Origin of the sequence: Streptomyces brevispora (genome assembly GCF_007829885.1) — a bacterium.
Classification (GTDB): Bacteria; Actinomycetota; Actinomycetes; order Streptomycetales; family Streptomycetaceae; genus Streptomyces; species Streptomyces brevispora.
On sequence record NZ_VIWW01000001.1, the window covers coordinates 793,722 to 819,396 of the forward strand.

Consider the following 25,675-nt stretch of genomic DNA (forward strand, 5'->3'; position numbering starts at 1 on the left):
CGCAGGGTGGGGCGGCGGGCAGTACGAGGGCGCGCCGTACGGGGGACCTCCCGGAGGGCCGCCCGGTTGGGGGCCCGGTTGGGGCGGCTGGGGCGGTGGCTGGATGCCGCCCAAACCGGGGGTGATACCCCTGGGGCCGCTGAGGCTCGGGGACATATTCAACGGTGCGTTCGCCACCGTGGGCCGATACGCCAAGCAGTTGTTCGCCATCGGCGCGGCCGTGTACGGCGGGGCGTTGGCCGTGGTCGCGGCGACGCTCGCGATCGCGTACTCGGCCACCGCGGGTCATCTGGACCGGATCTTCTCGCTCAGCGCCGACGACAAAGTCAGGACCGAGGACTGGGCACCGGTAGTGATCGCCCTCTGCTCGACCGCGCTGGTGTGCCTGATCATGGGCGTGCTGTCCACGGCCATGATGTACGCGGCCGTACCGGCGGTCCTCCAGGAAGCCGTCCTGGGCCGGCCGGCCACTTTCTCCGCCGTCTGGCGACGCGCCTGGTCACGGGTGCCCGCCGTGATCGGAACGGTGTTCCTGACCTGGGCTATCGCGATGATCCCGATCCTGCTCGCCTGGGCCGGCGCTGTCGCGCTGATCATCGGCGTGGTCAGCAGGGACAGCGGTGACGGCATCTCGGTGACACTGATCGTTATCGGCATCCTCGGCGCCCTGGCGACGGCACCGCTGGCGGTCTGGCTCTGGGTGAAGTTCAGCCTGGCCCCCTCGGCCGCGGTCTTCGAGAACCAGGGACCCATCGCCGCGATGCGCCGCTCGTCCCTGCTGGTGCGCGGTGACTGGTGGCGGATCTTCGGGATCAGCCTGCTGGCAGGCGCCGTCGCGGGGGCCGCGAGCTACGTGATCCAGCTGCCGTTCTCGTTCATCGGCATGTTCTCGGGCTCGCTCGGCTCGGCGAACCTGGGCGACCACCCGAACCCGGCCTCGATCATCGTCGCCATGAGTGGCTATCTGGTGGCCGTGGCGATCGGCCAGCTGATCAGCCAGCTGATCGTGGCCATCTTCCCGCCGCTGGTGACCGGGCTGCTGTACGTGGACCGGCGCATCCGCACCGAGAACCTGGGCCCGGTCCTCGCCGAGGCGGCCGCGGTGCCGCCGCAGTACACGGGCTGAGGGCGTCTCCCACCGGGCAGGCACCAGGGTTCAAGCTCCACAGGGGCGTCCTCGCGTCCGCGACCTCCGACCGACATGATCCGAACCTGGAACACGTCCCAGGGCTCGACGCAAAGCGCCCGCCCCTTCCGGTCGTGCCGGGGGGCGGGCGCCTGGCGCAGGGTGCTCAGCCCTGGAGCTTCATTCCCTTGGGGGAGCTGAGGCCCTTTTCGGGGTGGGCACGGAACGTCGCCGTCCATGCCGTGAGCGGGCAGGAGGTGCCGTTGGGGTGCTGCTCCGTCAGCTTGGCCCGGGTGCTGTCCTCGACGACCGTGTCACCGCTCTTCGCGGAGGTTACGGTGAGTCGTACCGGCACGGTGGTCGCGCCGACGTCGTCGGGGAGTCGGACCGTCAACAAGGTGAAGGGGTCATCGGGGTTGCCCGATGCCTTCTCCTCGCAGCTGTCGTCCACGCACAGCCGGATCTTCATCTCATCCTGGCCGCCGAAGTCGGCGGGCCGCCACACCGCGGACACCTGTGAGTCCGCGTCGGCCTGCCGGCACGGTGCGTCCCGGCCGAAGACCGAGCATCCGGTCAGGGCCACCACCAGCAGCGGGGCGAGGAGAGCACGGCGCATATCAATACCTCGCTACTGTGCCGGGGAAGGCCCTGTTGGCCGGCCCGATATCGGTGAAGGGGCGAAGTACAGCCGACACGGGTCGAAGAAACCGCCGCTGTTGTCGTCGCCATCACCCCCGCCGCCGCCGCCGGAAATGATGCCCTTGGCGAAGGTGCGTCCGATGCCATCGACGGTGTACACCGGGCCGCCGGAGTCACCTTCCTCGTTGCCACGATCAACGAATGGCTGTGACCAGCCAATGGTCGTTGAGCGGCACAGCCGGAGCTGGTGCTCACCTCTGTGACATCTCGTAGGCCTCGCGGATTTCCGCAGGGATACGCCCACGATCATTTACGAGATAGCCGTTGGTGCGTGCCCAAAGGCGTATCGGTCCGCCCTCCGGACGGGGATCGAATTCACGGGGTCCAGCAGACTTGCCGGGGCCTCTCCAGTCTCCCGAGGAGACCCCTTCCAGCCGGTCCGCCGCCTCTTGGAAGAAAGCGAACAACGAGGCGTATACGCCCTCCTCGGGACCGTGGGCTTCAGCCCACGTCCCGATGGTTCCGTTGAGCGTGTCCAGAAACGTCCCGTAGAGACCGTCGCGCTCCGCGGCGATCGGCACCCACTCGCGACGCCAGAACGGATGGTCGAGGTCTGCGGACGGCCGCATCTCCTCCAAGCCCATCTGACTGAGGTAGACCCGCTGTATGTCCGTCAGACCAAGAAGGAGATGGCCGCCGGGGATGTCCACCTCGCACCCCAGCTCCACCAGGCACGAATGGCCATCAGGTTGCCCGTCGGCATCGATGTCGTTCGCCAGCAGCCACTGCCGCATCTCCCCCGGCAGCTTCAGACCCATGCGCAGTTCGGCTTCGCCAATGGCCGCATCGCTCCCCGGGCCGCCGAGCGCAGCGAGAGCTTCAGGGTCGTTCCGTTCAAGCCACGCAGTTACCCGGCCCCACGCCTCTCGTACGTCTCCTGCCTCGTGCATCGGAGTTTCACTCACGTGTGATCTCCTCCCCCGACAAAATGCGCAGACCAAGGCAAATCACTTTGCTCCACCAGTGTTGCCGTCACCTCATCCAGTGGCGCGTGGCAAGGACCCGCAGGACGGCAGGACCGCACGAGGGCGCGTTCACGGCCCTCTCAGTCGATACAGAACTCGTTGCCCTCGATGTCCTGCATCGGGATGCACGACTCGTTGTCGTCATCGGCGTACAGCGTTTGCACGTGTACCGCGCCGAGCGGGACCAGTCGTGCGCACTCTGCCTCAAGTGCGGCGAGGCGCTCTTCACCGACGAGTCCGGTGCCGACCCGCACGTCAAGATGCACCCGGTTCTTGGCAGCCTTCCCTTCGGGGACGCGCTGGAAGTACAGCCGCGGGCCCACACCTGAGGGATCACTGCAGGCGAACCATGCGTCCTGCTCCTCAGCCGGCAGCGAGCGCTTGTAATCGTCCCAAGTGGCGAACCCCTCCGGTGGCGGCGGTACGACGTACCCCAACACCTCGCACCAGAAACGAGCGAGGCGCTCAGGTTCTGCGCAGTCGAAGGTGACTTGGAACTTCTTGATCGACATCACCGGGCCACCCTATTGGCGCGTGCTACTCAGCGAAACCCCCAGGGCGTCAGCGCCGCACAGATCGAGCGCCTTGAGTCAGAAGTACGAACTCATCGCGGAACTGCCTGTTTCGCAGTGGGAAAGCCACGGTCCGGAGCAGCTCACCCAAGAGGAGCACGACGAAGTCCGGGACGGCGCCCGGCGAGAGCATCACGGCCCGACTTCGCTGGCCCATCGGCCATCCGATCCGGTTCTGAAGAAATGCACGGAACTGAGACACGGGTACGTGGACAGGAGCTGAGACAGCTCAGAAACCCACTGGTCAGAGCTGTTCCCATGCCGCGAGCAGCGAGATCCTGCAACGCCGAATCTCGCCCGCATCACTCTCTGGCAAGGCGGCCGCACCCGGCCCCGCCCTGCTGAAACCAGTGCAAGACGGGGCATCTGTCGAGCGGTCAGACGGTGCCGAACTCTCCGAGCTTGACGCCCGCCACGAAGGAAGCAAACGAACCGGCGGCGACGTTCAGGACCGGGCCGACCGGGTTCTTGGAGTCACGGACGGGGACCACTCCACGCGGGGCGACGAGGTTGGTGGCAACCTCAACGCACTGGCCACCGTTCTCGCTGAATGAGGACTTGAACCAACGGGGGGATTCGTTCGTCACGGGTTGCCCTTTCGTAACTGGCTAATCATGGCCACGGACGCCGCCCGGGGCAGCGCTTCAGCCTGCAGTTGATGGTGGTCCGTCAATAGGGGCAGTACCGATACGCTGTCTCGCTCAAGGTGTCCCCGATTGGCGGACTCCGCGTACGACATGAGCGAGCGGTCAGGCATCGTGAGCACAGTCACCGGCAGCGTCATCGGGCGACGAACGCCCATGTCGAACGGAGCGACTTGAAGCACAGTGTTCGGCAGCTCCGAAAACTCCACAGCGTCCGCCCCGCCACCCGCGATGAGCGGCTCAGCGCCCGTACCGCGTACGAGAACGCCCGGAGCCGGGGGGAAGTGACATGACCCCCGACAGCAACGCCGAGTGTCGGGACTGCCAGGAACTCGATCTGGCCGAAGCCGTGGCCCGGAGCGAGAGAGACGAGAGCAGGGCGACCGACTGCCGCGTGTTGCGTAAGCGGCACCAGGCCGCCGCCGGAGCCGCTCACCGTCGTCGTGAAGACGGTGTTGCGGTCGGACTTGTACTTGCCGTCCTTGTTGTTGCCCAGCGAACCCGTCCAGTAGACCGTGTTCCCGACCCGGGCCGCGGCCTCGATGTCGATCTCCTTGGACACGCCGAGCTTCGAGGAGAGGTCCCAGGTCCGGACAGGTGCGCCGGACGACGAACGGTCGTACAGGCGCGGGACGTTGGACTCGTCGTCGGCGACCACCGCGTAGCCTCCGCCGACGTCGACGGCGGCCGAGCTGTCCGAGGAGCCGGTTTCTCGTGCCAACGACAGGCGGCTGTCGGGGATACGGCGGACGAACAACGCGGAACGGCCCCCGGCGCGAGCCGGGGGCCGTTCACACGCACGCGTCACTCTCACGCACACGTCACACTCACGTACACCTCACCAGGTGTCGCTCAGACGTTGAAGCCCAGCGCGCGCAGCTGCTCGCGGCCGTCGTCCGTGATCTTGTCCGGGCCCCACGGCGGCATCCAGACCCAGTTGATCCGGAGCTCGTTGACGATGCCGTCGGTCGCGGACTTCGCCTGGTCCTCGATGACATCGGTCAGCGGGCAGGCCGCGGACGTCAGGGTCATGTCGAGGGTGGCGATGTTGGCATCGTCCACGTGGATGCCGTAGATCAGGCCCAGGTTGACGACGTCGATACCCAGCTCGGGGTCGACGACGTCGTACAGCGCCTCGCGGACCTCCTCCTCGGAGGCCGGCTTCGTGGTGAGAGTCTCGTTGTCGCTCATGCGGTCTTCCCTTCGGACAGCGCCTTCGCCGTCGCGTCCTTCCACGCCATCCAGCTCAGCAGCGCGCATTTGACCCGGGCCGGGTACTTGGAGACACCGGCGAACGCGACCGCGTCCTCCAGTACGTCCTCCATCGCATCGTCCGGCTCCAGCTGTCCCTTGGACTGCATCAGCTCCAGGAACGCGGTCTGGATCTTCTGCGCCTCGCCCAGTTCCTTGCCGACCAGCAGCTCGTACAGCACGGAGGCGCTGGCCTGGCTGATGGAGCAGCCCTGGCCCTCGTAACTCACATCAGCGATGGTCTCGCCGTCGTACCGCACCCGCAACGTGATCTCGTCACCGCACGTCGGATTGACGTGATGCACCTCGGCGTCGCCGTCCCGCAGGCCGCGCCCTTGGGGGTGCTTGTAGTGGTCCAGGATCACTTCCTGGTACATGGAATCAAGCTTCACCAGTCAACCCTCGCCGCTGTCTAACCGAAAAAGTTCCGGACGTGTTCCAGACCGTCCACCAGGGCGTCGACCTCGGCGGGCGTGGAGTACAGATAGAACGACGCTCGCGTCGTCGCAGGAATTCCGAACCGCAGGCAGACCGGCCGTGCGCAGTGGTGTCCGACCCGGACCGCGATGCCCAGCTCGTCGAGCACCTGACCCACATCGTGCGGATGGATGTCGCCGAGCGTGAAGGAGATCGTGGCCCCGCGGTCCTCGGCGGTGGCCGGCCCGATGATCCTGAGGTCCGGGACCTCCAGGAGGCGCTTCACCGCGTACTCGGTGATCGCCTGCTCGTGCCGGTGGATGTTCTCCATGCCGATCGCCGAGAGGTAGTCCACGGCCGCGCCGAGGCCTACGGCCTGGGCGATCGGGGGCGTACCGGCCTCGAACTTGTGCGGCGCCGGGGCGTACGTCGACGAGTGCATCGACACGGTCTCGATCATCTCGCCGCCACCGAGGAACGGCGGCAGGTCCTCCAGGAGCTCCTGCCGTCCCCAGAGCACTCCGATGCCGGTCGGTCCGACCATCTTGTGGCCGGTGAAGGCCACGAAGTCGGCCTGCAGCGCCTGCACGTCGAGCACCATGTGCGGGGCTGCCTGCGAGGCGTCGATGCAGACCAGCGCGCCGACTTCCTGGGCGCGCCGGACGATCTGCTCGACCGGGTTTATCGTGCCCATGATGTTCGAGACCAGCGTGAAGGAGACGATCTTCGTCTTCTCGGTGATGATCTCGTTGATGTCGGACAGGTCGAGCCGGCCGTCGTCGGTGATGCCGAACCACTTCAGCTTCGCGCCGGTGCGCTGCGAGAGCAGCTGCCACGGCACGATGTTGGAGTGGTGCTCCATCTCCGTGGTGACGATCTCGGTCTCGTGGTCGACCCGGTAGGGCTCATCCGCCCAGCCGAGCATGTTGGCCACGAGGTTGAGCGACTCCGAGGCGTTCTTGGTGAAGATCACCTCGTTGCGACTGGGCGCGTTGATGAACGCGGCGACCTTGTCACGGGCGCCCTCGTAGAGCGCCGTGGCCTCCTCCGCGATCGTGTACACACCGCGGTGCACATTCGCGTTGTGCCGCTCGTAGTACTCGTTGAGGGCATCAAGCACCTGGCGCGGCTTCTGCGAGGTCGCAGCGCTGTCCAGGTACACGATCTTCTTGCCGTCGTGGACCGTGCGGTCCAGGATCGGGAAGTCCTTGCGGATCGCCTCGGTGTCGAGGAGGCCGGAGAGCCCCTGTCGGGCGTCAGTCACGCGGAAGCGCCACCCTTCGTGTAGGCCTCGTAGCCCTCGTTCTCCAGTGTGTCGGCGAGCTCGGCGCCACCGGAGGCGGCGATGCGGCCGTTGGCGAAGACATGCACGAAGTCGGGCTTGATGTACTTGAGGATGCGGGTGTAGTGCGTGATCAGCAGCGTGCCGACCTCGCCGGACTCACGTACCCGGTTGACGCCCTCGGAGACGGTCTTCAGCGCGTCGACGTCCAGACCGGAGTCCGTCTCGTCGAGGATCGCGATCTTCGGCTTGAGCAGCTCCAGCTGAAGGATCTCGTGACGCTTCTTCTCACCGCCGGAGAAGCCCTCGTTGACGTTGCGCTCGGCGAAGGCGGGGTCCATCTGGAGCTCGGCCATCGCCCCCTTGACCTCCTTCACCCAGGTACGCAGCTTGGGCGCCTCGCCGCGGACGGCGGTGGCGGAGGTACGCAGGAAGTTGGAGACCGAGACACCGGGGATCTCGACCGGGTACTGCATGGCGAGGAACAGACCGGCGCGGGCGCGCTCGTCGACGGTCATGTCCAGGACGTTCTCGCCGTCCAGGGTCACCGTGCCGCCGGTGATCGTGTACTTGGGGTGACCCGCGAGGGAGTACGCGAGGGTGGACTTGCCGGACCCGTTGGGGCCCATGATGGCGTGGGTCTCGCCCTGCTTCACGGTCAGGTTGACGCCCTTGAGGATCTCCTTCGTGGCGTTGTCGGCCTCGACGGTGACGTGCAGGTCGTGGATTTCAAGCGTTGCCATGGGTGACTCAGGTCTCCTGTGTGACGGAGACGAGCACATCGTCCCCTTGGATCTTGACGGGGTATACGGGGACGGGGCGCGTCGCGGGAAGGCCGGAAGGCTTGCCGGTGCGCAGGTCGAAGCTCGATCCGTGCAGCCAGCACTCGATCATGCAGTCCTCGACCTCGCCCTCGGACAGCGAGACGTTCGCGTGCGAGCAGACGTCGTTGATCGCGAACACCTCGCCCTCGGTGCGGACGATCGACACCGGCGTGCCGTCGAGCTCCACCCGCTTGGGGGTGTCGTCCTCCAGCTCGCTCAGCGCACAGACCTTGACGAAGGCCATCAGACCGACGCCTTCAGCTCGGTCTCGATCTTGTCGAGGAGACGGGCTTCGACATCCGGCAGGCCGATCTTCTGCACCAGTTCGGCGAAGAAGCCGCGCACGACGAGGCGGCGGGCCTCCTCGGCCGGGATACCGCGGGACTGCAGGTAGAACAGCTGCTCGTCGTCGAAGCGGCCGGTCGCGGAGGCGTGGCCGGCGCCGACGATCTCGCCGGTCTCGATCTCCAGGTTCGGCACCGAGTCGACCCGCGCACCGTCGGTGAGAACCAGGTTGCGGTTCATCTCGTAGGTGTCGGTGCCCTCGGCACGGGCCTGGATCAGGACGTCGCCGATCCACACGGCGTGTGCGCCGTCGCCCTGCAGCGCGCCCTTGTAGGCCACGTCGGACTTGCAGTGCGGGGCGTTGTGGTCGACCAGGAGGCGGTGCTCCTGGTGCTGGCCCTTGTCGGTGAAGTACAGACCGAAGAGTTCGGCCTCGCCGCCGGGGCCCGCGTAGGCGACCCGCGGGTGGATCCGGACGAGGTCGCCGCCGAAGGTGACGACGATGGACTTGAAGGAGGCGTCCCGGCCGACCAGCGCGTTGTGCTGGCCCACGTGGACGGCGCTCTCGTCCCAGTCCTGGACGGAGACGACGGTCAGCTTCGCGCCGTCGCCCAGGACGTAGTCGACGTTGGCGGCGAGCACCGCGTCACCGGTGTGGTCGATGACGACGACGGCCTCGGCGAAGGCACCCAGCTCGATGACCTGGTGGCCGTAGGCCACCCCGCCCTCGCCGTGCACCGCGATCCGGATCGGCTCGGAGAGCACGGCCTCCTTGGCGACGGTGACGACGGAGGCCTGCTCGAAGGACGAGTAGGCCTGCGCGGCCACCCGGTCCACCGGCGTACCGGCCCTGCCCAGCCGGGCGTCGTCGCGGCCGACGGTCTCGACCGTGACGCCCGAGGGGGCCTCGACCGCGACCTTCACGCCGCCGCCGTTGGCGACGGCCGTGCCGTCGTGCAGCCCGCGCAGCCGCTCCAGCGGTGTGAACCGCCACTCCTCCTCGCGGCCGTGCGGGACCGGGAAGTCCGCGACGTCGAAGGACGGGGGCGCGCTCATGCGCGTGGCGACGGTCGACTCGGCGGCCACCGCGATGGACCCGGCGGTGGTGGAGCCCGCCGGAATATTCTGAGCCTCAGCCATGGCTGTCGTAGTGCTCGCTTTCTCAGTCAGACAGGTGTCAGGGGGATTCGGTCGTCGGCGTCGTACTAGCCGACCGAACCCTCCATCTGCAGCTCGATCAGCCGGTTGAGCTCAAGGGCGTACTCCATCGGGAGTTCCTTCGCGATCGGCTCGACGAAGCCGCGCACGATCATCGCCATTGCCTCGAACTCCGTCATACCGCGGCTCATCAGGTAGAAGAGCTGGTCCTCGGAGACCTTGGAGACGGTCGCCTCGTGCCCCATCGACACATCGTCCTCACGGACGTCCACGTAGGGGTAGGTGTCGGAGCGGGAGATCGTGTCGACCAGCAGCGCGTCACAGAGCACGTTGGACTTCGCGCCCGGCGCGCCCTCGCCGATCTCGATCAGACCGCGGTAGGAGGTGCGGCCGCCGCCTCGTGCCACCGACTTGGAGACGATGTTGGACGAGGTGTTCGGGGCCATGTGGACCATCTTGGCGCCGGCGTCCTGGTGCTGGCCCTCGCCCGCGAAGGCGATGGACAGGGTCTCGCCCTTGGCGTGCTCGCCCATCAGGTAGATGGCCGGGTACTTCATGGTGACCTTGGAGCCGATGTTGCCGTCGACCCACTCCATGGTCGCGCCCTCGTAGGCGACGGCGCGCTTGGTGACCAGGTTGTAGACGTTGTTCGACCAGTTCTGGATCGTCGTGTAGCGGCAGCGGCCGCCCTTCTTCACGATGATCTCGACGACCGCGGAGTGCAGGGAGTCCGAGGAGTAGATCGGCGCGGTGCAGCCCTCGACGTAGTGGACGTAGGCGTCCTCGTCGACGATGATCAGCGTCCGCTCGAACTGGCCCATGTTCTCCGTGTTGATACGGAAGTAGGCCTGGAGCGGGATCTCCACGTGCACGCCCTTCGGCACGTAGATGAACGAGCCACCGGACCACACGGCCGTGTTCAGCGAAGCGAACTTGTTGTCGCCGACCGGGATGACGGTGCCGAAGTACTCCTTGAAGAGCTCCGGGTGCTCCTTCAGCGCGGTGTCGGTGTCCATGAAGATGACACCCTGCGCCTCCAGCTCCTCGTTGATCTGGTGGTAGACGACCTCGGACTCGTACTGCGCGGCGACACCGGCGACGAGGCGCTGCTTCTCCGCCTCCGGGATACCGAGCTTGTCGTACGTGTTCTTGATGTCCTCGGGCAGGTCCTCCCAGGACTCCGCCTGCTTCTCCGTCGACCGCACGAAGTACTTGATGTTGTCGAAATCGATGCCCGACAGGTCCGAGCCCCAGTTCGGCATGGGCTTCTTGCCGAAGAGCTTGAGGCCCTTGAGCCGCAGCTTCAGCATCCACTCGGGCTCGTTCTTCTTGTCCGAGATGTCGCGGACGACAGCCTCGGAGAGGCCGCGCTTGGCCGCCGCGCCTGCCGCGTCGGAGTCGGCCCAGCCGAATTCGTACGTGCCCAGGCCATCGAGCTCAGGGTGGGCAGTCTCCGTAGGGAGCGTCATGCGGGGTTCCTCCCGGGCTTGCTTGCAGATGCTGAATCAGTGGTCTGTGAGGTGGGGTGACCGCTGCGCGGGATGTAGGTCGTACACACCCCGTCGCCGTGGGCGATCGTGGCGAGACGCTGCACATGGGTCCCCAGGAGGCTGGAGAAGATCTCCGTCTCCGCCTCGCACAGCTGCGGGTACTGCTCGGCGACGTGTGCCACCGGGCAGTGGTGCTGGCACAGCTGCTCGCCCTGCTGCGGGCCCGGCGCGCTACGCGCCGTAGCAGCGTACCCGTCGGCGGACAAGGCCTTGGCCAACGCCTCCGTACGAGTCTCGGGGGCCGCGGCGTCGACCGCCACGCGGTAGGGCGCCGACTGGTCGGCGACCCTGGCACGGGCGAACGCCATGACCGCTTCGTCGCCCGAGGTCTCGGCGATCCAGCGCAGGGCGTCCGCTGCGAGCGCGTCATAGGACTGGTCGAAGGCGTCCCGGCCGCAGTCGGTCAGGGCGAACACCTTGGCCGGGCGGCCACGGGTCCGCGCCCCGTACACCCGCTGTTCACGGGCCTCGACGACATCGTCGGAGACGAGGGCGTCGAGCTGGCGGCGGACAGCGGCCTGGGTCAGTCCCAGGCGCTTCGCCAGATCGGCGGCGGTGGACGGGCCGTGGTCCAGGACGGAGCGCGCGATCCGGTTACGCGTCGAACGCTCACCGGTCGCGAGTTCCTCCTGCGGAGCCTCGCCAACGTATTTCACAACGCCATTGTTGCGTAATTCATCCGGCTCTGACAACCACGGTCAGAAACGATCTCCGTGGAATCAATCACTTAGGGTTACCTAATCAAGCCCCGGGACGGGGGCCCGGGAATGGCTGCCTAGACTTACCGCCCATGAAGAGCGAGCCCGCCCCACCCCCGTCCGGCCCGGCCGTCCAGGTCCGTGGCCTGGTGAAGCGGTACGGCGACAGGACGGCGGTGGACGGCCTCGACCTGTGCATGGGCGCCGGTACGGTCACCGCGGTCCTCGGCCCCAACGGTGCCGGGAAGACCACCACGATCGAGACCTGCGAGGGGTACCGCCGTCCGGATGAGGGGACGGTCCGGGTCCTCGGCCTCGACCCCGTCGCCGACGCGGCGCGGCTCCGCCCCCGGATCGGCGTGATGCTCCAGTCCGGCGGCGTCTACTCCGGCGCACGCGCCGACGAGATGCTCCGCCACATGGCGAAACTGCACGCCCACCCGCTGGACGTGGACGCCCTGATCGAGCGCCTGGGCCTGGGCGGCTGCGGCCGCACCGGCTACCGGCGGCTCTCCGGCGGCCAGCAGCAGCGGCTCGCCCTGGCGATGGCCGTCGTGGGCCGCCCCGAACTGGTCTTCCTCGACGAGCCGACCGCGGGCCTCGACCCGCAGGCGCGCCGCTCCACCTGGGACCTCGTACGGGAACTGCGCGCCGACGGCGTCTCCGTCGTGCTCACCACCCACTTCATGGACGAGGCCGAGGAGCTCGCCGACGACGTGGCGATCATCGACGCGGGCCGGCTCATCGCCCAGGGCAGCCCGGAGACGCTCTGCCGCGGCGGCGCCGAGAACACCCTGCGCTTCACCGGCCGCCCCGGTCTCGATCTCGACTCCCTGCTGAAGGCACTGCCCGACGGCAGCGAGGCGGCCGAGCTCAGCACGGGCACGTACCGCATCACGGGCCAGGTCGACCCGCAGCTGCTGGCCACCGTGACCTCCTGGTGTGCGCAGAACGGTGTGATGCCCTCCGGCATCTCCGTCGAGCGCCACACCCTGGAGGACGTCTTCCTCGAACTGACCGGCAAGGAGCTGCGCGCATGAGCGCCGGTACGTACACCCCCCGGCCGGGAGCGGCCCCGCTGCCGCGCATGATCGCCGCGCAGACGGCGCTGGAGACGCGGATGCTGCTGCGCAACGGCGAGCAGCTGCTGCTGACAGTGGTCATCCCGACCCTGCTGCTGGTGCTGTTCGGCTCGGTCGACATCGTGGACACCGGCTCGGGCGCGTCGGTCGACTTCCTGACCCCCGGCATCCTCGCGCTCGCCGTGATGTCCACGGCCTTCACCGGCCAGGCCATCGCGACCGGCTTCGAGCGGCGGTACGGGGTGCTCAAGCGGCTCGGCGCGTCCCCGCTGCCCCGCTGGGCGCTGATGACCGCCAAGACCCTGGCCGTGCTGGTCACCGAGGTGCTCCAGGTGGTGCTGCTGACGGTGATCGCGTTCGCGCTGGGCTGGTCGCCGCACGGAAACCCGTTCGCCGTCCTGCTGCTGCTCGTGCTCGGCACCGCGGCGTTCTCCGGGCTGGGGCTGCTGATGGCCGGGACGCTGAAGGCGGAGGCGACGCTCGCCGCGGCCAACCTGGTGTTCCTGCTGCTGCTGGTCGGCGGCGGGGTCATCGTGCCGCTCGACAAGTTCCCGGACGCCGTGCAGTCGGTGCTGGGGCTGCTGCCGATCGCGGCCTTGTCGGACGGCCTGCGGGACGTGCTCCAGCACGGTGCGGCGATGCCGTGGGGCGACCTCGGGATCCTGGCCGTCTGGGCGGTGCTGGGCCTCGGCGCGGCGGCGCGGTTCTTCCGCTGGGAGTAAGTCACCGATCGCGCTCCGTTGCGGTTCGGGGTATCTCGTCCCCCTCGTGAAAGCTTGCACAAGCGGCCGCCTACGATGGTGCCCGTGCCCAAGCTGACCCGAGCCGAAGTCGCTCAAGCCGTGCGAAACCCGCTTCAGTACATCGCCGAACGCTGGACGCCGTCCCCCCGGACGGTCCGCCGTGCGGCGATGTCGGCCGTCGTGATGGCCGTCGCCATCGTCGTCACCGGCGGTGCGGTGCGGCTGACCGGTTCCGGTCTCGGCTGCCCGACCTGGCCCAAGTGCACCGACGAGAGCCTGACGGCGACGAGCGAGATGGGCTTCCACGGCGTCATCGAGTTCGGCAACCGGATGCTGACGTACGTCCTGTGCGCCGCGGTCGGGTGGGCGATCATCGCCGCCCGGTCCGCGAAGCCGTGGCGGCGCAGCCTCACCCGGCTCGGCTGGGCGCAGTTCTGGGTGGTCATGAGCAACGCCGTGCTCGGCGGCATCGTGGTCCTGGTCGGCCTCAACCCGTACACCGTCGCGGCGCACTTCCTGCTCTCCACCGCGCTGCTCACGATCGCCCTGCTGACCTGGCACCGGGTCCGGGAGGGCGACACGGAACCGCGCCCGCTGGTCGGCAAGGCGGTCTCGCAGCTGACCTGGCTGCTGGTGGTCGCGGCCGGGCTGCTGATCGCGGTCGGCACGGTGGTCACGGGAGCCGGCCGGCACGCCGGTGACTCCAGCGACGTCCACCGCATCCCGATCGACTGGAAGATGATCGCGCAGCTGCACGCCGATCTGGCCTGGGTCGTGGTGGCGCTGACCGTCGCGCTCTGGTTCGTCCTGAAGGCCGTCGACGCGCCCGTCGGCCCGCTGCACCGCGCCCGTGACCTCTTCCTGATCCTGATGGCCCAGGGCGTGATCGGTTACGTCCAGTACTTCACGGACACGCCGGAGATCCTGGTCGGGCTGCACATGCTCGGCTCGTGCCTGGTGTGGATCGGCGTGCTGCGCGTGCTGCTGTCGCTGCGCGAGCGGCCGGTGGACGTCGCGTCGGTGCCCGGCCCGGTGGCCGAGCAGCCGGAGCCGGCGACGGCCTGAGTCCGCCGCCGGCAAGCGAACGGCCCGGTCCGCGCCCCCCGCTCGGGGGTGCGGACCGGGCCGTTCTCCGGTTCCTTGTGCGGCCTGACCCGCACCGGGACCGGCGGGCGGTCGCCACCCGTTGACCGAGCGCGACACGCTCCCTGTTCAGCCTGTTCGGCCCTCGGGCCTTGCTGACCTCAGGCCCTGTCGACTCTCAGGCCTTGTTGGCCGGGCCGCCGATCTGCATGCCGGCCATCCGCGTCCACTCGTACGGACCGGTGCGCACCTTGGCGGCGAACTCGCCGTCGAAGGTCTCGTGCATCGTGATTCCGGACTTCCGCGTGGCGCTCTCGGCGACCGCGTACGACGGGGCGACGAGATCACCCCAGCCGCCGTCCTCGCCGACGAGGACGATGCGGGTGCCCGTCTGTCCCATGTAGGCGAGCTGCCCCTCGGCGCCGCCGTGGGCCCTCGCGAAGGCACCGATCTGCTTGGCCAGCCGGGCCGCCCTGCGCTCCGCGCGCGCCGCCTGCTTGCCGTCCACCTGCTGGGTCTCCGCCGTCTCTGCCATGAACAGGATGCTACCGACGGGTAGATCAACTGGCGACGGGCGGGACACGTGGCGTGGGCCACGTGTCCCGCCCGTCGGCGGAAGTCGAAGGGGCGGACTACCTCAGGAAGGGGTCCACCGCGACGGCGACGAACAGCAGCGACACATAGGTGATCGACCAGTGGAACAGCCGCATCTCCTTGAGCTTGGCCCCGGCCGCTCCGGCCTTGGCCCGGCTCTGCAGACCGTGCGCCTCCCAGAGCCAGAAGCCACCGGTGAGCAACGCCACAGCCGTGTAGAACCAGCCGGTGTAGCCCAGCGGGGTCAGCAGCAGCGAGACGATGACCATGACCCAGCTGTAGAGCACGATCTGGCGGGCCACCACCCGGTTGGAGGCAACGACGGGAAGCATCGGGACACCGACCCGTGCGTAGTCGTCCTTCACCTTCATGGAGAGCGGCCAGTAGTGCGGCGGCGTCCAGAAGAAGATGACGGCGAAGAGGATCACCGCGGCCCAGGACATCGAGTTCGTCACGGCCGACCAGCCGATGAGGACCGGCATGCAGCCCGCGATACCGCCCCAGACGATGTTCTGCGACGTGCGGCGCTTCAGCAGCATCGTGTACACGACGACGTAGAAGAGCAGCGCGCCGAGCGACAGCGCGGCCGACAGCCAGTTCACCAGCAGCCCGAACCAGACCGTCGAGATCACCGCGAGGGCGATACCGAAGGCCAGGCACTCGCGCGGGCTCACCATGCCGGTGACCAGCGGTCGCTGCGACGTACGGTCCATCAACGCGTCGATGTCGCGGTCGATGTACATGTTCAGTGCATTGGCACCGCCGGCGGACAGGTAGCCGCCGATGGTGGTAGTGAGCACGAGCCACAGGTCGGGTACACCCTGAGCGGCCAGGAACATCACCGGAACAGTGGTGATCAGCAACAGCTCGATGATCCGAGGCTTGGTCAGTGCCACGAATGCCTTGACACGGGCCCCGAATGGGCGATGGCCCCCTGGGCTCGGAGTCAAGGCGACCCCTGCGGGTCGGGACTCGACGGCCGTCACGCACACCCCTGACAGAGAAATCCCAGCAAGCTCCGGGTGTGAGGGCCCGGTAAAGACTTGCGCGAACCAGACCACTGTAGACGTTGGGGACACGCCGTTCTTCGCGGGGGTGGGGTCGTGTTGATGTGGCGCGGAAGGCCTCCGCGACACCCGCGCGGAGGTCCGGTGCGACACCCGTACGGAGCGCCGGTGCGACGCCCGCGCGCCAGGCCTCCGCGGCACCCGCGCGGGGGCCTCGCTCGTCCGGGGGACACGCCGGGGTTCCCGGGCGTCCGCAGGCCCGGCTCAGGGGTGTTCCGGCGCGCTCGTCGGAGCCCTCAGGAGTGGGTCCCCGTGCTCATCGGAGTGGCGCATCGGTGAGCCCGTGCGCTCATACGGGAGGCGAATTCGACAGGCCGCCCGCACCCTGGGAATACCCGGAAATCCCGGGTAGCGACGAGGGTAGGCTCGACAACGCCCGGTGCGGTCACAGTCACCGGTTTACAACAGTGGAGAGGAGCCCTGACTCAGGGTGAGCACCAAGCCGACCACCACAGACCTCCAGTGGACCGAATTGGACCAGCGGGCCGTGGACACCGTCCGCGTTCTCGCCGCGGACGCCGTACAGAAGGTCGGAAACGGCCACCCGGGTACGGCCATGAGCCTGGCTCCCGCCGCGTACACCCTCTTCCAGAAGGTGATGCGGCACGACCCCGCCGACGCGGACTGGACCGGTCGCGACCGGTTCGTACTCTCTGCGGGCCACACCAGCCTGACCCTGTACATCCAGCTCTACCTGGCCGGCTACGGCCTGGGGCTCGATGACCTGAAGGCCTTCCGCACCTGGGGCTCGAAGACCCCGGGGCACCCGGAGTACGGCCACACCACAGGCGTCGAGACGACCACCGGCCCGCTGGGCCAGGGTGTCGCCAACGCCGTGGGCATGGCCATGGCCAGCCGCTACGAGCGCGGCCTGTTCGACCCGGAGGCGGCCCCCGGCACCTCCCCCTTCGATCACATGGTGTGGGCCATCGCCGGTGACGGCTGCCTCCAGGAGGGCATCTCCGCGGAGGCGTCCTCGCTGGCCGGGCACCAGAAGCTGGGCAACCTGGTCCTGCTCTGGGACGACAACCACATCTCCATCGAGGGCGACACGGAGACCGCGGTCTCCGAGGACACCCTGAAGCGCTACGAGGCGTACGGCTGGCACGTCCAGCGCGTCGTGCAGCAGCCCAACGGCGACCTGGACCCGGCGGGTCTGTACAAGGCACTGCTGGCCGCCAAGGCCGAGACCGGACGCCCGTCGTTCATCGCGGCCCGTTCGATCATCGCCTGGCCCGCCCCGCACGCCCAGAACACCGAGGCTTCGCACGGCTCCGCGCTCGGCGACGAAGAGGTCGCCGCGATCAAGAACGTGCTCGGCTTCGACCCCGAGAAGTCCTTCGAGGTCTCCGACGCGGTCATCACGCACACCCGTGAGGCGCTGGACCGCGGCCGTGAGGCCAAGGCCGAGTGGGAGAAGACCTTCGCCGCGTGGCGCACCGCCAACCCGGAGCGCGCCGCTGAGTTCGACCGCATCAGCGCGGGCGAGCTGCCCAAGGGCTGGGAGGACAAGCTCCCCGTCTTCGAGCCCGGCAAGGGCGTCGCCACCCGCGCCGCCTCCGGCAAGGTGCTCCAGGCGCTCGGCGACATCGTGCCCGAGCTGTGGGGCGGCTCCGCCGACCTCGCGGGCTCGAACAACACCACGATCGACAAGTCGTCGTCGTTCCTCCCGGCCGGCAACCCGCTGCCGGGCGCGGACCCGTACGGCCGCACGATCCACTTCGGCATCCGCGAGCACGCCATGGCCGCGACCATGAACGGCATCGCGCTGCACGGCAACACCCGCATCTACGGCGGCACCTTCCTGGTGTTCTCCGACTACATGCGCAACGCCGTGCGGCTGTCCGCGCTGATGCACCTGCCGGTGACGTACGTGTGGACGCACGACTCGATCGGTCTCGGCGAGGACGGCCCGACCCACCAGCCGGTGGAGCACCTGGCCTCGCTGCGCGCCATCCCAGGCCTGAACATCGTCCGCCCGGCCGACGCCAACGAGACCTCCATCGCCTGGCGCGAGATCCTGCGCCGCTACACCAAGGTGTTCGGCAAGGGCGCCCCGCACGGCCTGGCGCTGACTCGGCAGGGCGTGCCGACGTACGAGGCGAACGAGGACGCGGCCAAGGGCGGCTACGTGCTCTTCGACGCGGAGACGTCCGACGGGCACGGCGCGGCGCCCCAGGTCGTCCTCATCGGCACCGGTTCCGAGGTCCAGCTCGCCGTCGGGGCGCGCGAGGAGCTGCAGTCCGCCGGCATCCCGACCCGTGTGGTGTCGATGCCGTCGGTCGAGTGGTTCGAGGAGCAGGACCAGGCGTACAAGGACAGCGTCCTGCCGCCGGCCGTGAAGGCCCGGGTCGCCGTCGAGGCGGGCATCGGCCTGACCTGGCACCGTTATGTCGGGGACGCCGGCCGGATCGTCTCGCTGGAGCACTTCGGTGCCTCGGCCGACGCGAAGGTCCTCTTCCGCGAGTTCGGCTTCACCGCCGAGCACGTTGCCGCCGCCGCTCGGGAATCCCTCGCGGCCGCCGCGCGCTGACGCCGTTATACGACACTAGTAGGAGATGCAATTCTCATGACAGACGCACTCAAGCGCCTCTCCGACGAGGGCGTGGCGATCTGGCTCGATGACCTGTCGCGCAAGCGGATCACCTCGGGCAACCTCGCCGAGCTGATCGACCAGCAGCACGTGGTGGGTGTCACCACCAACCCGTCGATCTTCCAGAAGGCGATCTCCGCGGGCGACGGGTACGAGCAGCAGCTCACCGACCTCGCCACCCGCAAGGTCACGGTCGACGAGGCCATCCGCATGATCACGACGGCGGACGTACGTGACGCCGCCGACATCCTGCGTCCGGTCTTCGACGCCACGGAGGGCCAGGACGGCCGGGTCTCCATCGAGGTGGACCCGCGCCTGGCGCACCACACGGACGCCACCGTCGCCGAGGCCAAGCAGCTGGCCTGGCTGGTGGACCGGCCGAACACGCTCATCAAGATCCCGGCGACGAAGGCCGGTCTGCCGGCGATCACCGAGGTCATCGGCAAGGGCATCAGCGTCAACGTCACGCTGATCTTCTCGCTGGAGCGCTACCGCGCGGTGATGGACGCCTACCTGGCGGGCCTGGAGAAGGCGAAGGCCGCGGGCCTGGACCTCTCCAAGATCTACTCGGTGGCCTCGTTCTTCGTCTCCCGTGTCGACTCCGAGATCGACAAGCGGCTCGACGCGATCGGCACCGACGAGGCCAAGGCACTGAAGGGCAAGGCCGCCCTCGCCAACGCGCGCCTGGCCTACGAGGCCTACGAGGAGGTCTTCGCCGGCGAGCGCTGGGACGCCCTCGACAAGGCGCACGCCAACAAGCAGCGCCCGCTGTGGGCCTCCACCGGCGTGAAGGACCCCGCGTACAAGGACACCCTGTACGTGGACGACCTGGTCGCCCCCGGCACGGTGAACACCATGCCCGAGGCCACCCTGGACGCCACCGCGGACCACGGACAGATCACCGGCAACACCATCGCCGGCACCTACGAGCAGGCCCGCACCGAGCTCGACGCCATCGGCAAGCTCGGCATCTCGTACGACGACGTCGTCCAGATCCTCGAGGACGAGGGCGTCGAGAAGTTCGAGGCGTCCTGGATCGACCTGCTCAACTCGACCGAGGCGGAACTCAAGCGCCTCGCCCCTTCGGAGGGCTGACCACTTTGTCTGGTGTTCCCGGAGCCAACCCGCTCCGTGACGCCCAGGACCGACGGCTCCCGCGTATCGCGGGGCCGTCGGGCCTGGTCATCTTTGGCGTCACGGGCGATTTGTCCCGTAAAAAGCTGATGCCCGCCGTCTACGACCTGGCCAATCGCGGCCTGCTGCCGCCGGGCTTCTCACTCATCGGTTTCGCGCGCCGCGAATGGCAGAACGAGGACTTCACCCAAGAGGTCCACGACGCCGTCAAGCAGCACGCCCGCACCCCGTTCCGTGAAGAGGTCTGGCAGCAGCTCATCCAGGGGATGCGCTTCGTCCAGGGCAACTTCGACGACGACGACGCCTTCGAGACCCTGAAGGCGACCATCCAGGAGCTCGACAAGGCGCAGGGGACGGGCGGCAACTTCGCCTTCTACCTCTCCGTGCCGCCGAAGTTCTTCCCCAAGGTCGTCCAGCAGCTCAAGAAGCACGGGCTGGCCGACCAGAAGGAGGGTTCCTGGCGGCGTGCCGTCATCGAGAAGCCCTTCGGCCACGACCTGAAGAGCGCGCAGGAGCTCAACCAGCTCGTGCACGACGTGTTCCCGCCCAACGAGGTCTTCCGGATCGACCACTACCTGGGCAAGGAGACGGTCCAGAACATCCTGGCGCTGCGGTTCGCCAACACGATGTTCGAGCCGATCTGGAACCGTAGTTACGTGGACCATGTCCAGATCACGATGGCCGAGGACATCGGCATCGGCGGCCGGGCCGGCTACTACGACGGCATCGGCGCCGCCCGTGACGTCATCCAGAACCACCTGCTCCAGCTGCTGGCGCTGACCGCGATGGAGGAGCCCGGCTCCTTCCACCCGAAGGCCCTGGTCGCCGAGAAGCTCAAGGTCCTCGCGGCCGTCGAGCTGCCGGACGACCTGGGCAAGCACACCGTGCGCGGCCAGTACGCACACGCGTGGCAGGGCGGCGAGGAGGTCCTCGGCTATCTGGAGGAGGACGGTATCGACCCCAAGTCGAAGACCGACACCTTCGCCGCGATCAAGCTGACCATCAACAACCGCCGCTGGGCGGGTGTGCCGTTCTATCTCCGTACCGGGAAGCGGCTCGGCCGCCGGGTCACCGAGATCGCGATCGTCTTCAAGCGCGCCCCGTATCTGCCCTTCGAGTCCGGGGCGACCAAGGAGCTGGGCAGTAACGCCCTGGTCATCCGGGTCCAGCCGGACGAGGGCGTGACCGTGCGGTTCGGCTCCAAGGTGCCCGGCACCTCGATGGAGGTCCGGGACGTCACGATGGACTTCGCCTACGGCGAGTCCTTCACGGAGTCCAGCCCGGAGGCGTACGAGCGGCTCATCCTCGATGTGCTGCTCGGCGACGCCAACCTCTTCCCCCGCCACCAGGAGGTCGAACTCTCCTGGGACATCCTCGACCCGATCGAGGAGTACTGGGACAAGCACGGCAAGCCCGCGCAGTACTCGTCGGGCACCTGGGGCCCGGCCGAGGCCGACGAGATGCTCGCACGAGACGGACGGAGCTGGCGCCGGCCATGAAGATCGATCTCACGGAAACCACTTCCAGCAAGATCAACCAGGCGCTCGTGTCGGCCCGCCGTGCCATCGGCACCCCGGCGATCGGCATGGTGCTCACGCTGGTCATCGTCACCGACGAGGAGAACGCGTACGACGCCCTCAAGTCGGCGGGCGACGCCTCGCGCGAGCACCCGTCGCGGATCATCGCGGTGATCAAGCGGGTCAGCCGTTCGCCGCGCAGCAGGCGCGACGCCCGGCTGGACGCCGAGGTCCGGGTCGGCTCCGACGCGGGCACCGGCGAGACCGTGGTGCTGCGGCTGCACGGCGAACTGGCCAACCACGCGCAGTCGGTGGTCCTTCCGCTGCTGCTGCCGGACGCCCCGGTCGTGGTCTGGTGGCCCGAGGCGGCGCCCGCCGATCCGGCGAAGGACCCGCTGGGCGCGCTCGCCCAGCGCCGGATCACGGACGCGTACTCGGCGGAGCACCCGAGCGACGAACTGGCGGTGCGCGCGAAGTCGTACACCCCCGGGGACACCGATCTGTCCTGGACCCGGATCACACCGTGGCGCTCGATGCTGGCGGCCGCCCTCGACCAGCAGTCCGTGGACGTCGTCTCGGCATCGGTCGAGGGCGAGTCCGAGAACCCGAGCTGCGAGCTGCTGGCCATGTGGCTCGCGGACCGGCTCCAGGTTCCGGTGGAGCGCACGAACTCCGGCGGCCCCGGTCTGACGGCCGTCCGGATGGAGACGGGGAACGGCACGATCGTGCTGGACCGGGCCGACGGTTCACTGGCCACGCTCTCCATGGTGGGCCAGCCGGACCGCGCGGTGGCGCTCAAGCGCCGGGAGACCGCGGAACTGCTGGCCGAGGAGCTGCGCCGGCTCGACCCGGACCCCACCTACGAGTCCTCGGTGAAGTTCGGCGTGGAGCGGCTCGGGGAGGCGACGGCGCCCAAGGCCGCCTCGGCCACCGCCCGGTCCGCGCCCGCCTCGGCCGCCGCTCCCGCCGCTCCCGCCGCTCCTGCCGCCAAGAAGGCGGCTGCGGCGAAGAAGGCGGCTGCGGCGAAGAAGGCGGCGTCGAAGTGAGCGTCGTCCCCCAGCTCGTCGTGCACCGCGACAAGGAGCTGATGGCCCAGGCCGCGGCGGCCCGGCTGATCACGAAGGTCGTGGACGCCCAGGCCTCACGCGGTCACGCCTCGGTGGTCCTCACCGGCGGACGCAACGGCAACGGCCTGCTGGCCGCGCTCGCCGAGGCGCCCGCCCGGGACGCGATCGACTGGTCGCGACTCGACCTGTGGTGGGGCGACGAGCGGTTCCTGCCGGAGGGCGATCCGGAACGCAATGTCACGCAGGCCCGCAAGGCCCTGCTGGACTCGGTGCCGCTGGACCCGTCCCGGGTGCACGCGATGCCCGCGTCGGACGGGCCGCACGGCCGGGACGTCGATGCCGCGGCGGCCGCGTACGCCGCCGAACTGGCCGCCGCGGCCGGTCCGGAGGACCACGGTCCGGTGCCGGTGTTCGACGTGCTGATGCTGGGCGTCGGCCCGGACACGCATGTCGCCTCGCTCTTCCCCGAGCTGCCCGCGGTACGGGAGACCGAGCGCACCGTCGTCGGTGTGCACGGGGCGCCCAAGCCGCCGCCCGTCCGGGTCACGCTCACGCTGCCCGCCATCCGGGCGGCGCGCGAGGTGTGGCTGCTCGCGGCGGGCGAGGACAAGGCGGAGGCCGCGGCCATCGCCCTGTCGGGGGCCGGGGAGATCCAGGCCCCGGCGGCGGGCGCGTACGGACGCAGCCGCACGCTGTGGCTGCTGGACGCGGCGGCGGCCTCCCAGCTGCCGCGCGCCCTGTATCCGTCGGCGTCGGCCTGATCGTTCGTCAGCAGCACTGCCCGCAGGCCCGGTCCGCTCCACTGAGCGAACCGGGCCCGCGGCGTGAAAGGCTCACCCCATGCACATCGGAACCGTGGTGATGGGCGCGTCGGACGTACCGCGCGCGGCGGCCTTCTGGAAGGCGGCGCTCGGCTATGTGGAGCGCGAGCCGCTGACGGACGACTGGGTGGTGCTGGTCCCCGCCGAGGGGCCCGGCGTGGGGCTAGCGCTGGGCCGGAGCGAGTCGCCGGTGCAGGAGGTACCCCGGGTCCATCTCGACCTGTACACCGAGGAGCAGGACGCCGAGGTGGCGCGGCTGCTCACGCTGGGCGCGGCACGGGCCGGCTGGGAGCTGTACCCGGACGACCCCGACTTCGTGGTGCTCGCGGACACCGAGGGCAACCGCTTCTGCGTGATCGACACGGCGCACGGCTGACCGGGGTCACTCCCCCGCCGGCTCCTCCGCCGGGACCCGCTCCCCCGCCGGGCCCCGCCCGCTCGTCGCAACCCGCTCCAGAAAGGGCTCCAGCAGGCCCTGGACGGCCTCGGAGGCGAAGTCCAGTCCCTCGGCCGCGTCCACGTCGTACACCGTGTAGGCGCCCGCTCCGGCGGCCGTCGTGGCGGTGATGTCCAGCAGCCCGGCCCGCCGCTGGAAGTACGACTGGCGCACCGTCCAGCCGATCACCCCGGCCCGTTCCAGCGCCGCGGTGGAGCGGCGCAGCGCGCCCGAGCGGGTCACCAGGTACTCGCCGCTGAGTGCGTGTCCGAGACCGCGGTAGGCGTCCCTGGCCAGCAGCACCCCGGCGGGCGGTCCCACGGCCGCGCAGCCGAGCGCGACCCAGAGCAGGACGGGCGTCAGCAGCACGCCGAGCAGCGCGAGGACGAGCACCAGGACGAGGACCGCCCAGAGTGCCCGGCGCAGCCGCCGGCCGCGGGCGGCGGTGGGGTGCGCGGTCAGCAGGGCGCCGGTCGGGGACGTGGTCTCGCGGAGCACGGCGGCGGCGAGGGTGTCGGCGACGAGCCGGGGCGCGGCGGGCAGCAGGGTGTTGTGATCGCCGTGCTGCTCCTCGTCGTCCTTGGCCAGTCCGGTGGTGATGGCGTCGATCCGGGCGGCGCCCAGCAGCCGGATGCCGAGCGGTTCGACGAGGTCGACGCCGCGCAGTCGGCGCTCCTCGATGGAGACGGACCGGGAGGTGAGCAGTCCGCGCCGGATGCGCAGGGTGCCGCCGGGTTCGCGTTCGAGGCGGTAGTTCCACCACATCTCGACCCAGAGGCCCAGTGCGCCGACGACCCCGGCGAGCACGACGGCGACGGCGAGGAGCACGAGCACCGAGAGCAGCGAGGTGTCCCGGTAGCGGTCGCCGACCCAGTCGATCACCTGGCCCTGGGCCCCGAACCAGTCGCTGACCTGGAGCACCGCCCCGGCCGCCGCGCCGCCGAGCGCGGGTGCGACGAACGAGAGCGGTGCGTAGCGGATCCAGCGCGGGTCGAGCGCGACCAGCTCGCCCTCGCGGTGGCTGCCCGAGGTGGCTGTGTGGCCGCGCTCCAGGAGTGCGCGGCGCAGTCGTTCGCCCTCGGCCCGCAGGACCGGGTCGAGCTCCAGGGTGGATTCGCCGCCGGTGTGCTCACCGGTGCCGATCCGGACGGTGACGAGCCCGAGCACGCGCTGGAGCAGATGGGCGGTGAGGTCGACGCTCCGGATGCGTTCGCGGGCCAGGGAGCGCTTCTTGACCAGCAGCAGGCCGGTGTGGAGTTCGACGCGGTCGGCGCCGACGCGGTAGCGGGTGCGGCGCCACCGTACGTAGTCGGCGCCCGCGCCGAAGGCGATCAGGAGGGCGGCGCCCGTCAGCACCCAGGCGACGGCGGGGCCGAACCCGAGGCGGCCGGAGAGCCCGAGCGTGGTCGGCACGGCGGCACCGGCGGCCACGCCCCCGGTGACGAGAGCGGCGAGCAGGACCGTACGCCGGTCGAGCCGCCGCCAGTCGGCGGGAGCGGCGGGCCCGCCGCCGGTGGCCTCCTGCTCCGTGGAGGCGTCGCCCGGGGCGGTGTCCGCCGTGCTCATGTGGCGTCCCCGGGGGTGTCCTGGGTGATCCGGGTCAGCCGCTCGGCGAGCTCGGCCGCGAGTTCGTGGTCGAGGCCCTCGATCCGGACCGCGCCCTTGGAGGAGGCGGTGGTGACGGTGACCGTGGCGAGCCGGCAGAGCTGTTCGAGGGGGCCGCGCACGGTGTCCACGGTCTGGATCCGGGACATCGGCGCGATCCGCCACTCCTGGCGCAGCGCCCCCGTGCGGACGTACACCGCCTCGTCGGTGACCTCCCAGCGATGGGTGCGGAACCACCAGAGGGGGAGCAGACCGGCGCAGCCGGCGCCGACGACCGCCAGGACCGCAGCGCAGAGCAGCAGCCAGAACCGGGCGGACTCCAGGAACGCGCCCAGCACGGCCAGGACCGCCACCGGACCGGCCGTCAGCAGCAGCCACCGGGTCCGCCACCAGCCGACGACCCGCGGGTCCAGCGTGTTGACCGGCGGCCGCAGCCGCACCGTCCCCTCCCCCACGGGCATG

26 protein-coding genes and 2 pseudogenes are annotated in these 25,675 nt (G+C 69.4%); 10 read left to right on the top strand and 18 right to left on the bottom strand.

Annotated elements, in window-relative coordinates:
* Positions 1–103: 103 nt before the first annotated feature.
* Positions 104–1,126, top strand: a complete 1,023-nt coding sequence (locus FHX80_RS03730; protein WP_145762805.1) for a DUF7847 domain-containing protein — start codon at positions 104–106, stop codon at positions 1,124–1,126.
* Between the two features lie 166 nt (positions 1,127–1,292).
* On the opposite strand, the gene FHX80_RS03735 is transcribed toward FHX80_RS03730, so the two are convergent.
* From FHX80_RS03735 to FHX80_RS03800, 14 genes and pseudogenes are all read right to left on the bottom strand, one after another.
* Positions 1,293–1,742 (bottom strand): hypothetical protein, encoded by a 450-nt coding sequence (locus FHX80_RS03735; protein ID WP_145762806.1) that lies wholly within the window; start codon positions 1,740–1,742, stop codon positions 1,293–1,295.
* 274 nt (positions 1,743–2,016) lie between these two features.
* Positions 2,017–2,730 carry an Lsr2 family DNA-binding protein gene (locus FHX80_RS36325; RefSeq protein WP_208764575.1) on the bottom strand — a complete coding sequence of 238 codons (714 nt, stop codon included), beginning with the start codon at positions 2,728–2,730 and terminating at the stop codon, positions 2,017–2,019.
* A gap of 140 nt (positions 2,731–2,870) precedes the next feature.
* Positions 2,871–3,305: a VOC family protein gene (locus FHX80_RS03745; protein ID WP_145762807.1), complete on the bottom strand. Its 435-nt coding sequence runs from the start codon at positions 3,303–3,305 to the stop codon at positions 2,871–2,873.
* Between the two features lie 434 nt (positions 3,306–3,739).
* Positions 3,740–3,949: a DUF397 domain-containing protein gene (locus FHX80_RS03750; RefSeq protein ID WP_145762808.1), complete on the bottom strand. Its 210-nt coding sequence runs from the start codon at positions 3,947–3,949 to the stop codon at positions 3,740–3,742.
* Positions 3,946–4,215: pseudogene (locus FHX80_RS35435) on the bottom strand (Scr1 family TA system antitoxin-like transcriptional regulator); the annotation flags it as partial. The gene FHX80_RS03750 and the pseudogene FHX80_RS35435, both read right to left, overlap by 4 nt.
* 212 nt (positions 4,216–4,427) lie before the next feature.
* Positions 4,428–4,715, bottom strand: a pseudogene (locus FHX80_RS03760) (hypothetical protein); the annotation flags it as partial.
* A 143-nt stretch (positions 4,716–4,858) separates the two neighbouring features.
* A complete protein-coding gene (locus tag FHX80_RS03765; protein ID WP_056783575.1) occupies positions 4,859–5,197 on the bottom strand; it encodes a metal-sulfur cluster assembly factor in 339 nt (112 codons plus the stop codon).
* Positions 5,194–5,649: a Fe-S cluster assembly sulfur transfer protein SufU gene (sufU, locus tag FHX80_RS03770; protein WP_167523355.1), complete on the bottom strand. Its 456-nt coding sequence runs from the start codon at positions 5,647–5,649 to the stop codon at positions 5,194–5,196. The genes FHX80_RS03765 and sufU overlap by 4 nt, the downstream gene beginning before the upstream one ends.
* 20 nt (positions 5,650–5,669) lie before the next feature.
* Positions 5,670–6,938 carry a cysteine desulfurase gene (locus FHX80_RS03775; protein ID WP_145762809.1) on the bottom strand — a complete coding sequence of 423 codons (1,269 nt, stop codon included), beginning with the start codon at positions 6,936–6,938 and terminating at the stop codon, positions 5,670–5,672.
* Complete coding sequence (gene sufC, locus FHX80_RS03780; protein ID WP_145762810.1) at positions 6,935–7,699, bottom strand: Fe-S cluster assembly ATPase SufC; 765 nt, start codon at positions 7,697–7,699, stop codon at positions 6,935–6,937. Before sufC ends, FHX80_RS03775 begins: the two co-directional genes overlap by 4 nt.
* 7 nt (positions 7,700–7,706) lie before the next feature.
* Positions 7,707–8,024 (bottom strand): bifunctional 3-phenylpropionate/cinnamic acid dioxygenase ferredoxin subunit, encoded by a 318-nt coding sequence (locus tag FHX80_RS03785; RefSeq protein WP_145762811.1) that lies wholly within the window; start codon positions 8,022–8,024, stop codon positions 7,707–7,709.
* The gene (gene sufD, locus FHX80_RS03790) at positions 8,024–9,205 is read right to left on the bottom strand and encodes a Fe-S cluster assembly protein SufD (protein ID WP_145762812.1); all 1,182 of its coding nucleotides are present in this window, start codon (positions 9,203–9,205) and stop codon (positions 8,024–8,026) included. Before sufD ends, FHX80_RS03785 begins: the two co-directional genes overlap by 1 nt.
* A gap of 65 nt (positions 9,206–9,270) precedes the next feature.
* Positions 9,271–10,692, bottom strand: coding sequence for a Fe-S cluster assembly protein SufB (sufB, locus tag FHX80_RS03795; RefSeq protein WP_145762813.1), 1,422 nt, complete (start codon positions 10,690–10,692; stop codon positions 9,271–9,273).
* Complete coding sequence (locus FHX80_RS03800; RefSeq protein ID WP_145762814.1) at positions 10,689–11,429, bottom strand: helix-turn-helix transcriptional regulator; 741 nt, start codon at positions 11,427–11,429, stop codon at positions 10,689–10,691. Before FHX80_RS03800 ends, sufB begins: the two co-directional genes overlap by 4 nt.
* Before the next feature lie 134 nt (positions 11,430–11,563).
* On the opposite strand from FHX80_RS03800, the gene FHX80_RS03805 reads away from it, so the two are divergent.
* From FHX80_RS03805 to FHX80_RS03815, 3 genes are all read left to right on the top strand, one after another.
* Positions 11,564–12,511, top strand: a complete 948-nt coding sequence (locus FHX80_RS03805) for an ABC transporter ATP-binding protein (RefSeq protein ID WP_145762815.1) — start codon at positions 11,564–11,566, stop codon at positions 12,509–12,511.
* Positions 12,508–13,275: an ABC transporter permease gene (locus FHX80_RS03810; RefSeq protein WP_145762816.1), complete on the top strand. Its 768-nt coding sequence runs from the start codon at positions 12,508–12,510 to the stop codon at positions 13,273–13,275. The genes FHX80_RS03805 and FHX80_RS03810 overlap by 4 nt, the downstream gene beginning before the upstream one ends.
* Positions 13,276–13,350: 75 nt before the next feature.
* A complete protein-coding gene (locus FHX80_RS03815) occupies positions 13,351–14,361 on the top strand; it encodes a COX15/CtaA family protein (protein WP_145762817.1) in 1,011 nt (336 codons plus the stop codon).
* Between the two features lie 196 nt (positions 14,362–14,557).
* On the opposite strand, the gene FHX80_RS03820 is transcribed toward FHX80_RS03815, so the two are convergent.
* Together FHX80_RS03820 and FHX80_RS03825 are read right to left on the bottom strand one after the other, a co-directional pair.
* Positions 14,558–14,914 carry a hypothetical protein gene (locus tag FHX80_RS03820; RefSeq protein WP_145762818.1) on the bottom strand — a complete coding sequence of 119 codons (357 nt, stop codon included), beginning with the start codon at positions 14,912–14,914 and terminating at the stop codon, positions 14,558–14,560.
* 97 nt (positions 14,915–15,011) lie between these two features.
* Positions 15,012–15,965, bottom strand: coding sequence for a heme o synthase (locus FHX80_RS03825; protein WP_167523356.1), 954 nt, complete (start codon positions 15,963–15,965; stop codon positions 15,012–15,014).
* 505 nt (positions 15,966–16,470) lie between these two features.
* Here FHX80_RS03825 and tkt point away from each other — a divergent pair.
* From tkt to FHX80_RS03855, 6 genes are all read left to right on the top strand, one after another.
* On the top strand, positions 16,471–18,573 hold the full coding sequence (tkt, locus tag FHX80_RS03830; RefSeq protein ID WP_145762819.1) for a transketolase: 2,103 nt from the start codon (positions 16,471–16,473) through the stop codon (positions 18,571–18,573).
* A 36-nt stretch (positions 18,574–18,609) separates the two neighbouring features.
* Complete coding sequence (gene tal, locus FHX80_RS03835; RefSeq protein ID WP_145762820.1) at positions 18,610–19,728, top strand: transaldolase; 1,119 nt, start codon at positions 18,610–18,612, stop codon at positions 19,726–19,728.
* 5 nt (positions 19,729–19,733) lie between these two features.
* Complete coding sequence (zwf, locus tag FHX80_RS03840) at positions 19,734–21,266, top strand: glucose-6-phosphate dehydrogenase (protein ID WP_145762821.1); 1,533 nt, start codon at positions 19,734–19,736, stop codon at positions 21,264–21,266.
* The gene (gene opcA / locus FHX80_RS03845) at positions 21,263–22,330 is read left to right on the top strand and encodes a glucose-6-phosphate dehydrogenase assembly protein OpcA (protein WP_145762822.1); all 1,068 of its coding nucleotides are present in this window, start codon (positions 21,263–21,265) and stop codon (positions 22,328–22,330) included. Before zwf ends, opcA begins: the two co-directional genes overlap by 4 nt.
* Entirely contained in the window at positions 22,327–23,112 is a 786-nt protein-coding gene (pgl, locus tag FHX80_RS03850; protein ID WP_145762823.1) for a 6-phosphogluconolactonase, read from the top strand. Before opcA ends, pgl begins: the two co-directional genes overlap by 4 nt.
* 79 nt (positions 23,113–23,191) lie before the next feature.
* Positions 23,192–23,548: a VOC family protein gene (locus FHX80_RS03855; RefSeq protein ID WP_145762824.1), complete on the top strand. Its 357-nt coding sequence runs from the start codon at positions 23,192–23,194 to the stop codon at positions 23,546–23,548.
* Between the two features lie 6 nt (positions 23,549–23,554).
* Here the strand turns inward: FHX80_RS03855 and FHX80_RS03860 are convergent, their stop codons facing one another.
* Positions 23,555–25,174 (bottom strand): PH domain-containing protein, encoded by a 1,620-nt coding sequence (locus tag FHX80_RS03860; RefSeq protein ID WP_145762825.1) that lies wholly within the window; start codon positions 25,172–25,174, stop codon positions 23,555–23,557.
* Positions 25,171–25,674 carry a PH domain-containing protein gene (locus FHX80_RS03865; protein ID WP_145762826.1) on the bottom strand — a complete coding sequence of 168 codons (504 nt, stop codon included), beginning with the start codon at positions 25,672–25,674 and terminating at the stop codon, positions 25,171–25,173. Before FHX80_RS03865 ends, FHX80_RS03860 begins: the two co-directional genes overlap by 4 nt.
* Position 25,675 lies beyond the last annotated feature (1 nt).

What these genes read in the sequence shown, in the direction of transcription:
- FHX80_RS03820 (WP_145762818.1), bottom strand. Translation starts at nt 14,914, where the DNA reads ATGGCAGAGACGGCGGAGACCCAGCAGGTGGACGGCAAGCAGGCGGCG.
- FHX80_RS03785 (WP_145762811.1), bottom strand. Translation starts at nt 8,024, where the DNA reads ATGGCCTTCGTCAAGGTCTGTGCGCTGAGCGAGCTGGAGGACGACACC.
- sufB (WP_145762813.1), bottom strand. Translation starts at nt 10,692, where the DNA reads ATGACGCTCCCTACGGAGACTGCCCACCCTGAGCTCGATGGCCTGGGC.
- FHX80_RS03765 (WP_056783575.1), bottom strand. Translation starts at nt 5,197, where the DNA reads ATGAGCGACAACGAGACTCTCACCACGAAGCCGGCCTCCGAGGAGGAG.
- FHX80_RS03735 (WP_145762806.1), bottom strand. Translation starts at nt 1,742, where the DNA reads ATGCGCCGTGCTCTCCTCGCCCCGCTGCTGGTGGTGGCCCTGACCGGA.
- tal (WP_145762820.1), top strand. Translation starts at nt 18,610, where the DNA reads ATGACAGACGCACTCAAGCGCCTCTCCGACGAGGGCGTGGCGATCTGG.
- FHX80_RS03810 (WP_145762816.1), top strand. Translation starts at nt 12,508, where the DNA reads ATGAGCGCCGGTACGTACACCCCCCGGCCGGGAGCGGCCCCGCTGCCG.
- FHX80_RS03815 (WP_145762817.1), top strand. Translation starts at nt 13,351, where the DNA reads ATGGTGCCCGTGCCCAAGCTGACCCGAGCCGAAGTCGCTCAAGCCGTG.
- sufC (WP_145762810.1), bottom strand. Translation starts at nt 7,699, where the DNA reads ATGGCAACGCTTGAAATCCACGACCTGCACGTCACCGTCGAGGCCGAC.
- FHX80_RS03805 (WP_145762815.1), top strand. Translation starts at nt 11,564, where the DNA reads ATGAAGAGCGAGCCCGCCCCACCCCCGTCCGGCCCGGCCGTCCAGGTC.
- FHX80_RS03855 (WP_145762824.1), top strand. Translation starts at nt 23,192, where the DNA reads ATGCACATCGGAACCGTGGTGATGGGCGCGTCGGACGTACCGCGCGCG.
- FHX80_RS03865 (WP_145762826.1), bottom strand. Translation starts at nt 25,674, where the DNA reads ATGCCCGTGGGGGAGGGGACGGTGCGGCTGCGGCCGCCGGTCAACACG.
- FHX80_RS03730 (WP_145762805.1), top strand. Translation starts at nt 104, where the DNA reads ATGCCGCCCAAACCGGGGGTGATACCCCTGGGGCCGCTGAGGCTCGGG.
- FHX80_RS03860 (WP_145762825.1), bottom strand. Translation starts at nt 25,174, where the DNA reads ATGAGCACGGCGGACACCGCCCCGGGCGACGCCTCCACGGAGCAGGAG.
- sufD (WP_145762812.1), bottom strand. Translation starts at nt 9,205, where the DNA reads ATGGCTGAGGCTCAGAATATTCCGGCGGGCTCCACCACCGCCGGGTCC.
- opcA (WP_145762822.1), top strand. Translation starts at nt 21,263, where the DNA reads ATGAAGATCGATCTCACGGAAACCACTTCCAGCAAGATCAACCAGGCG.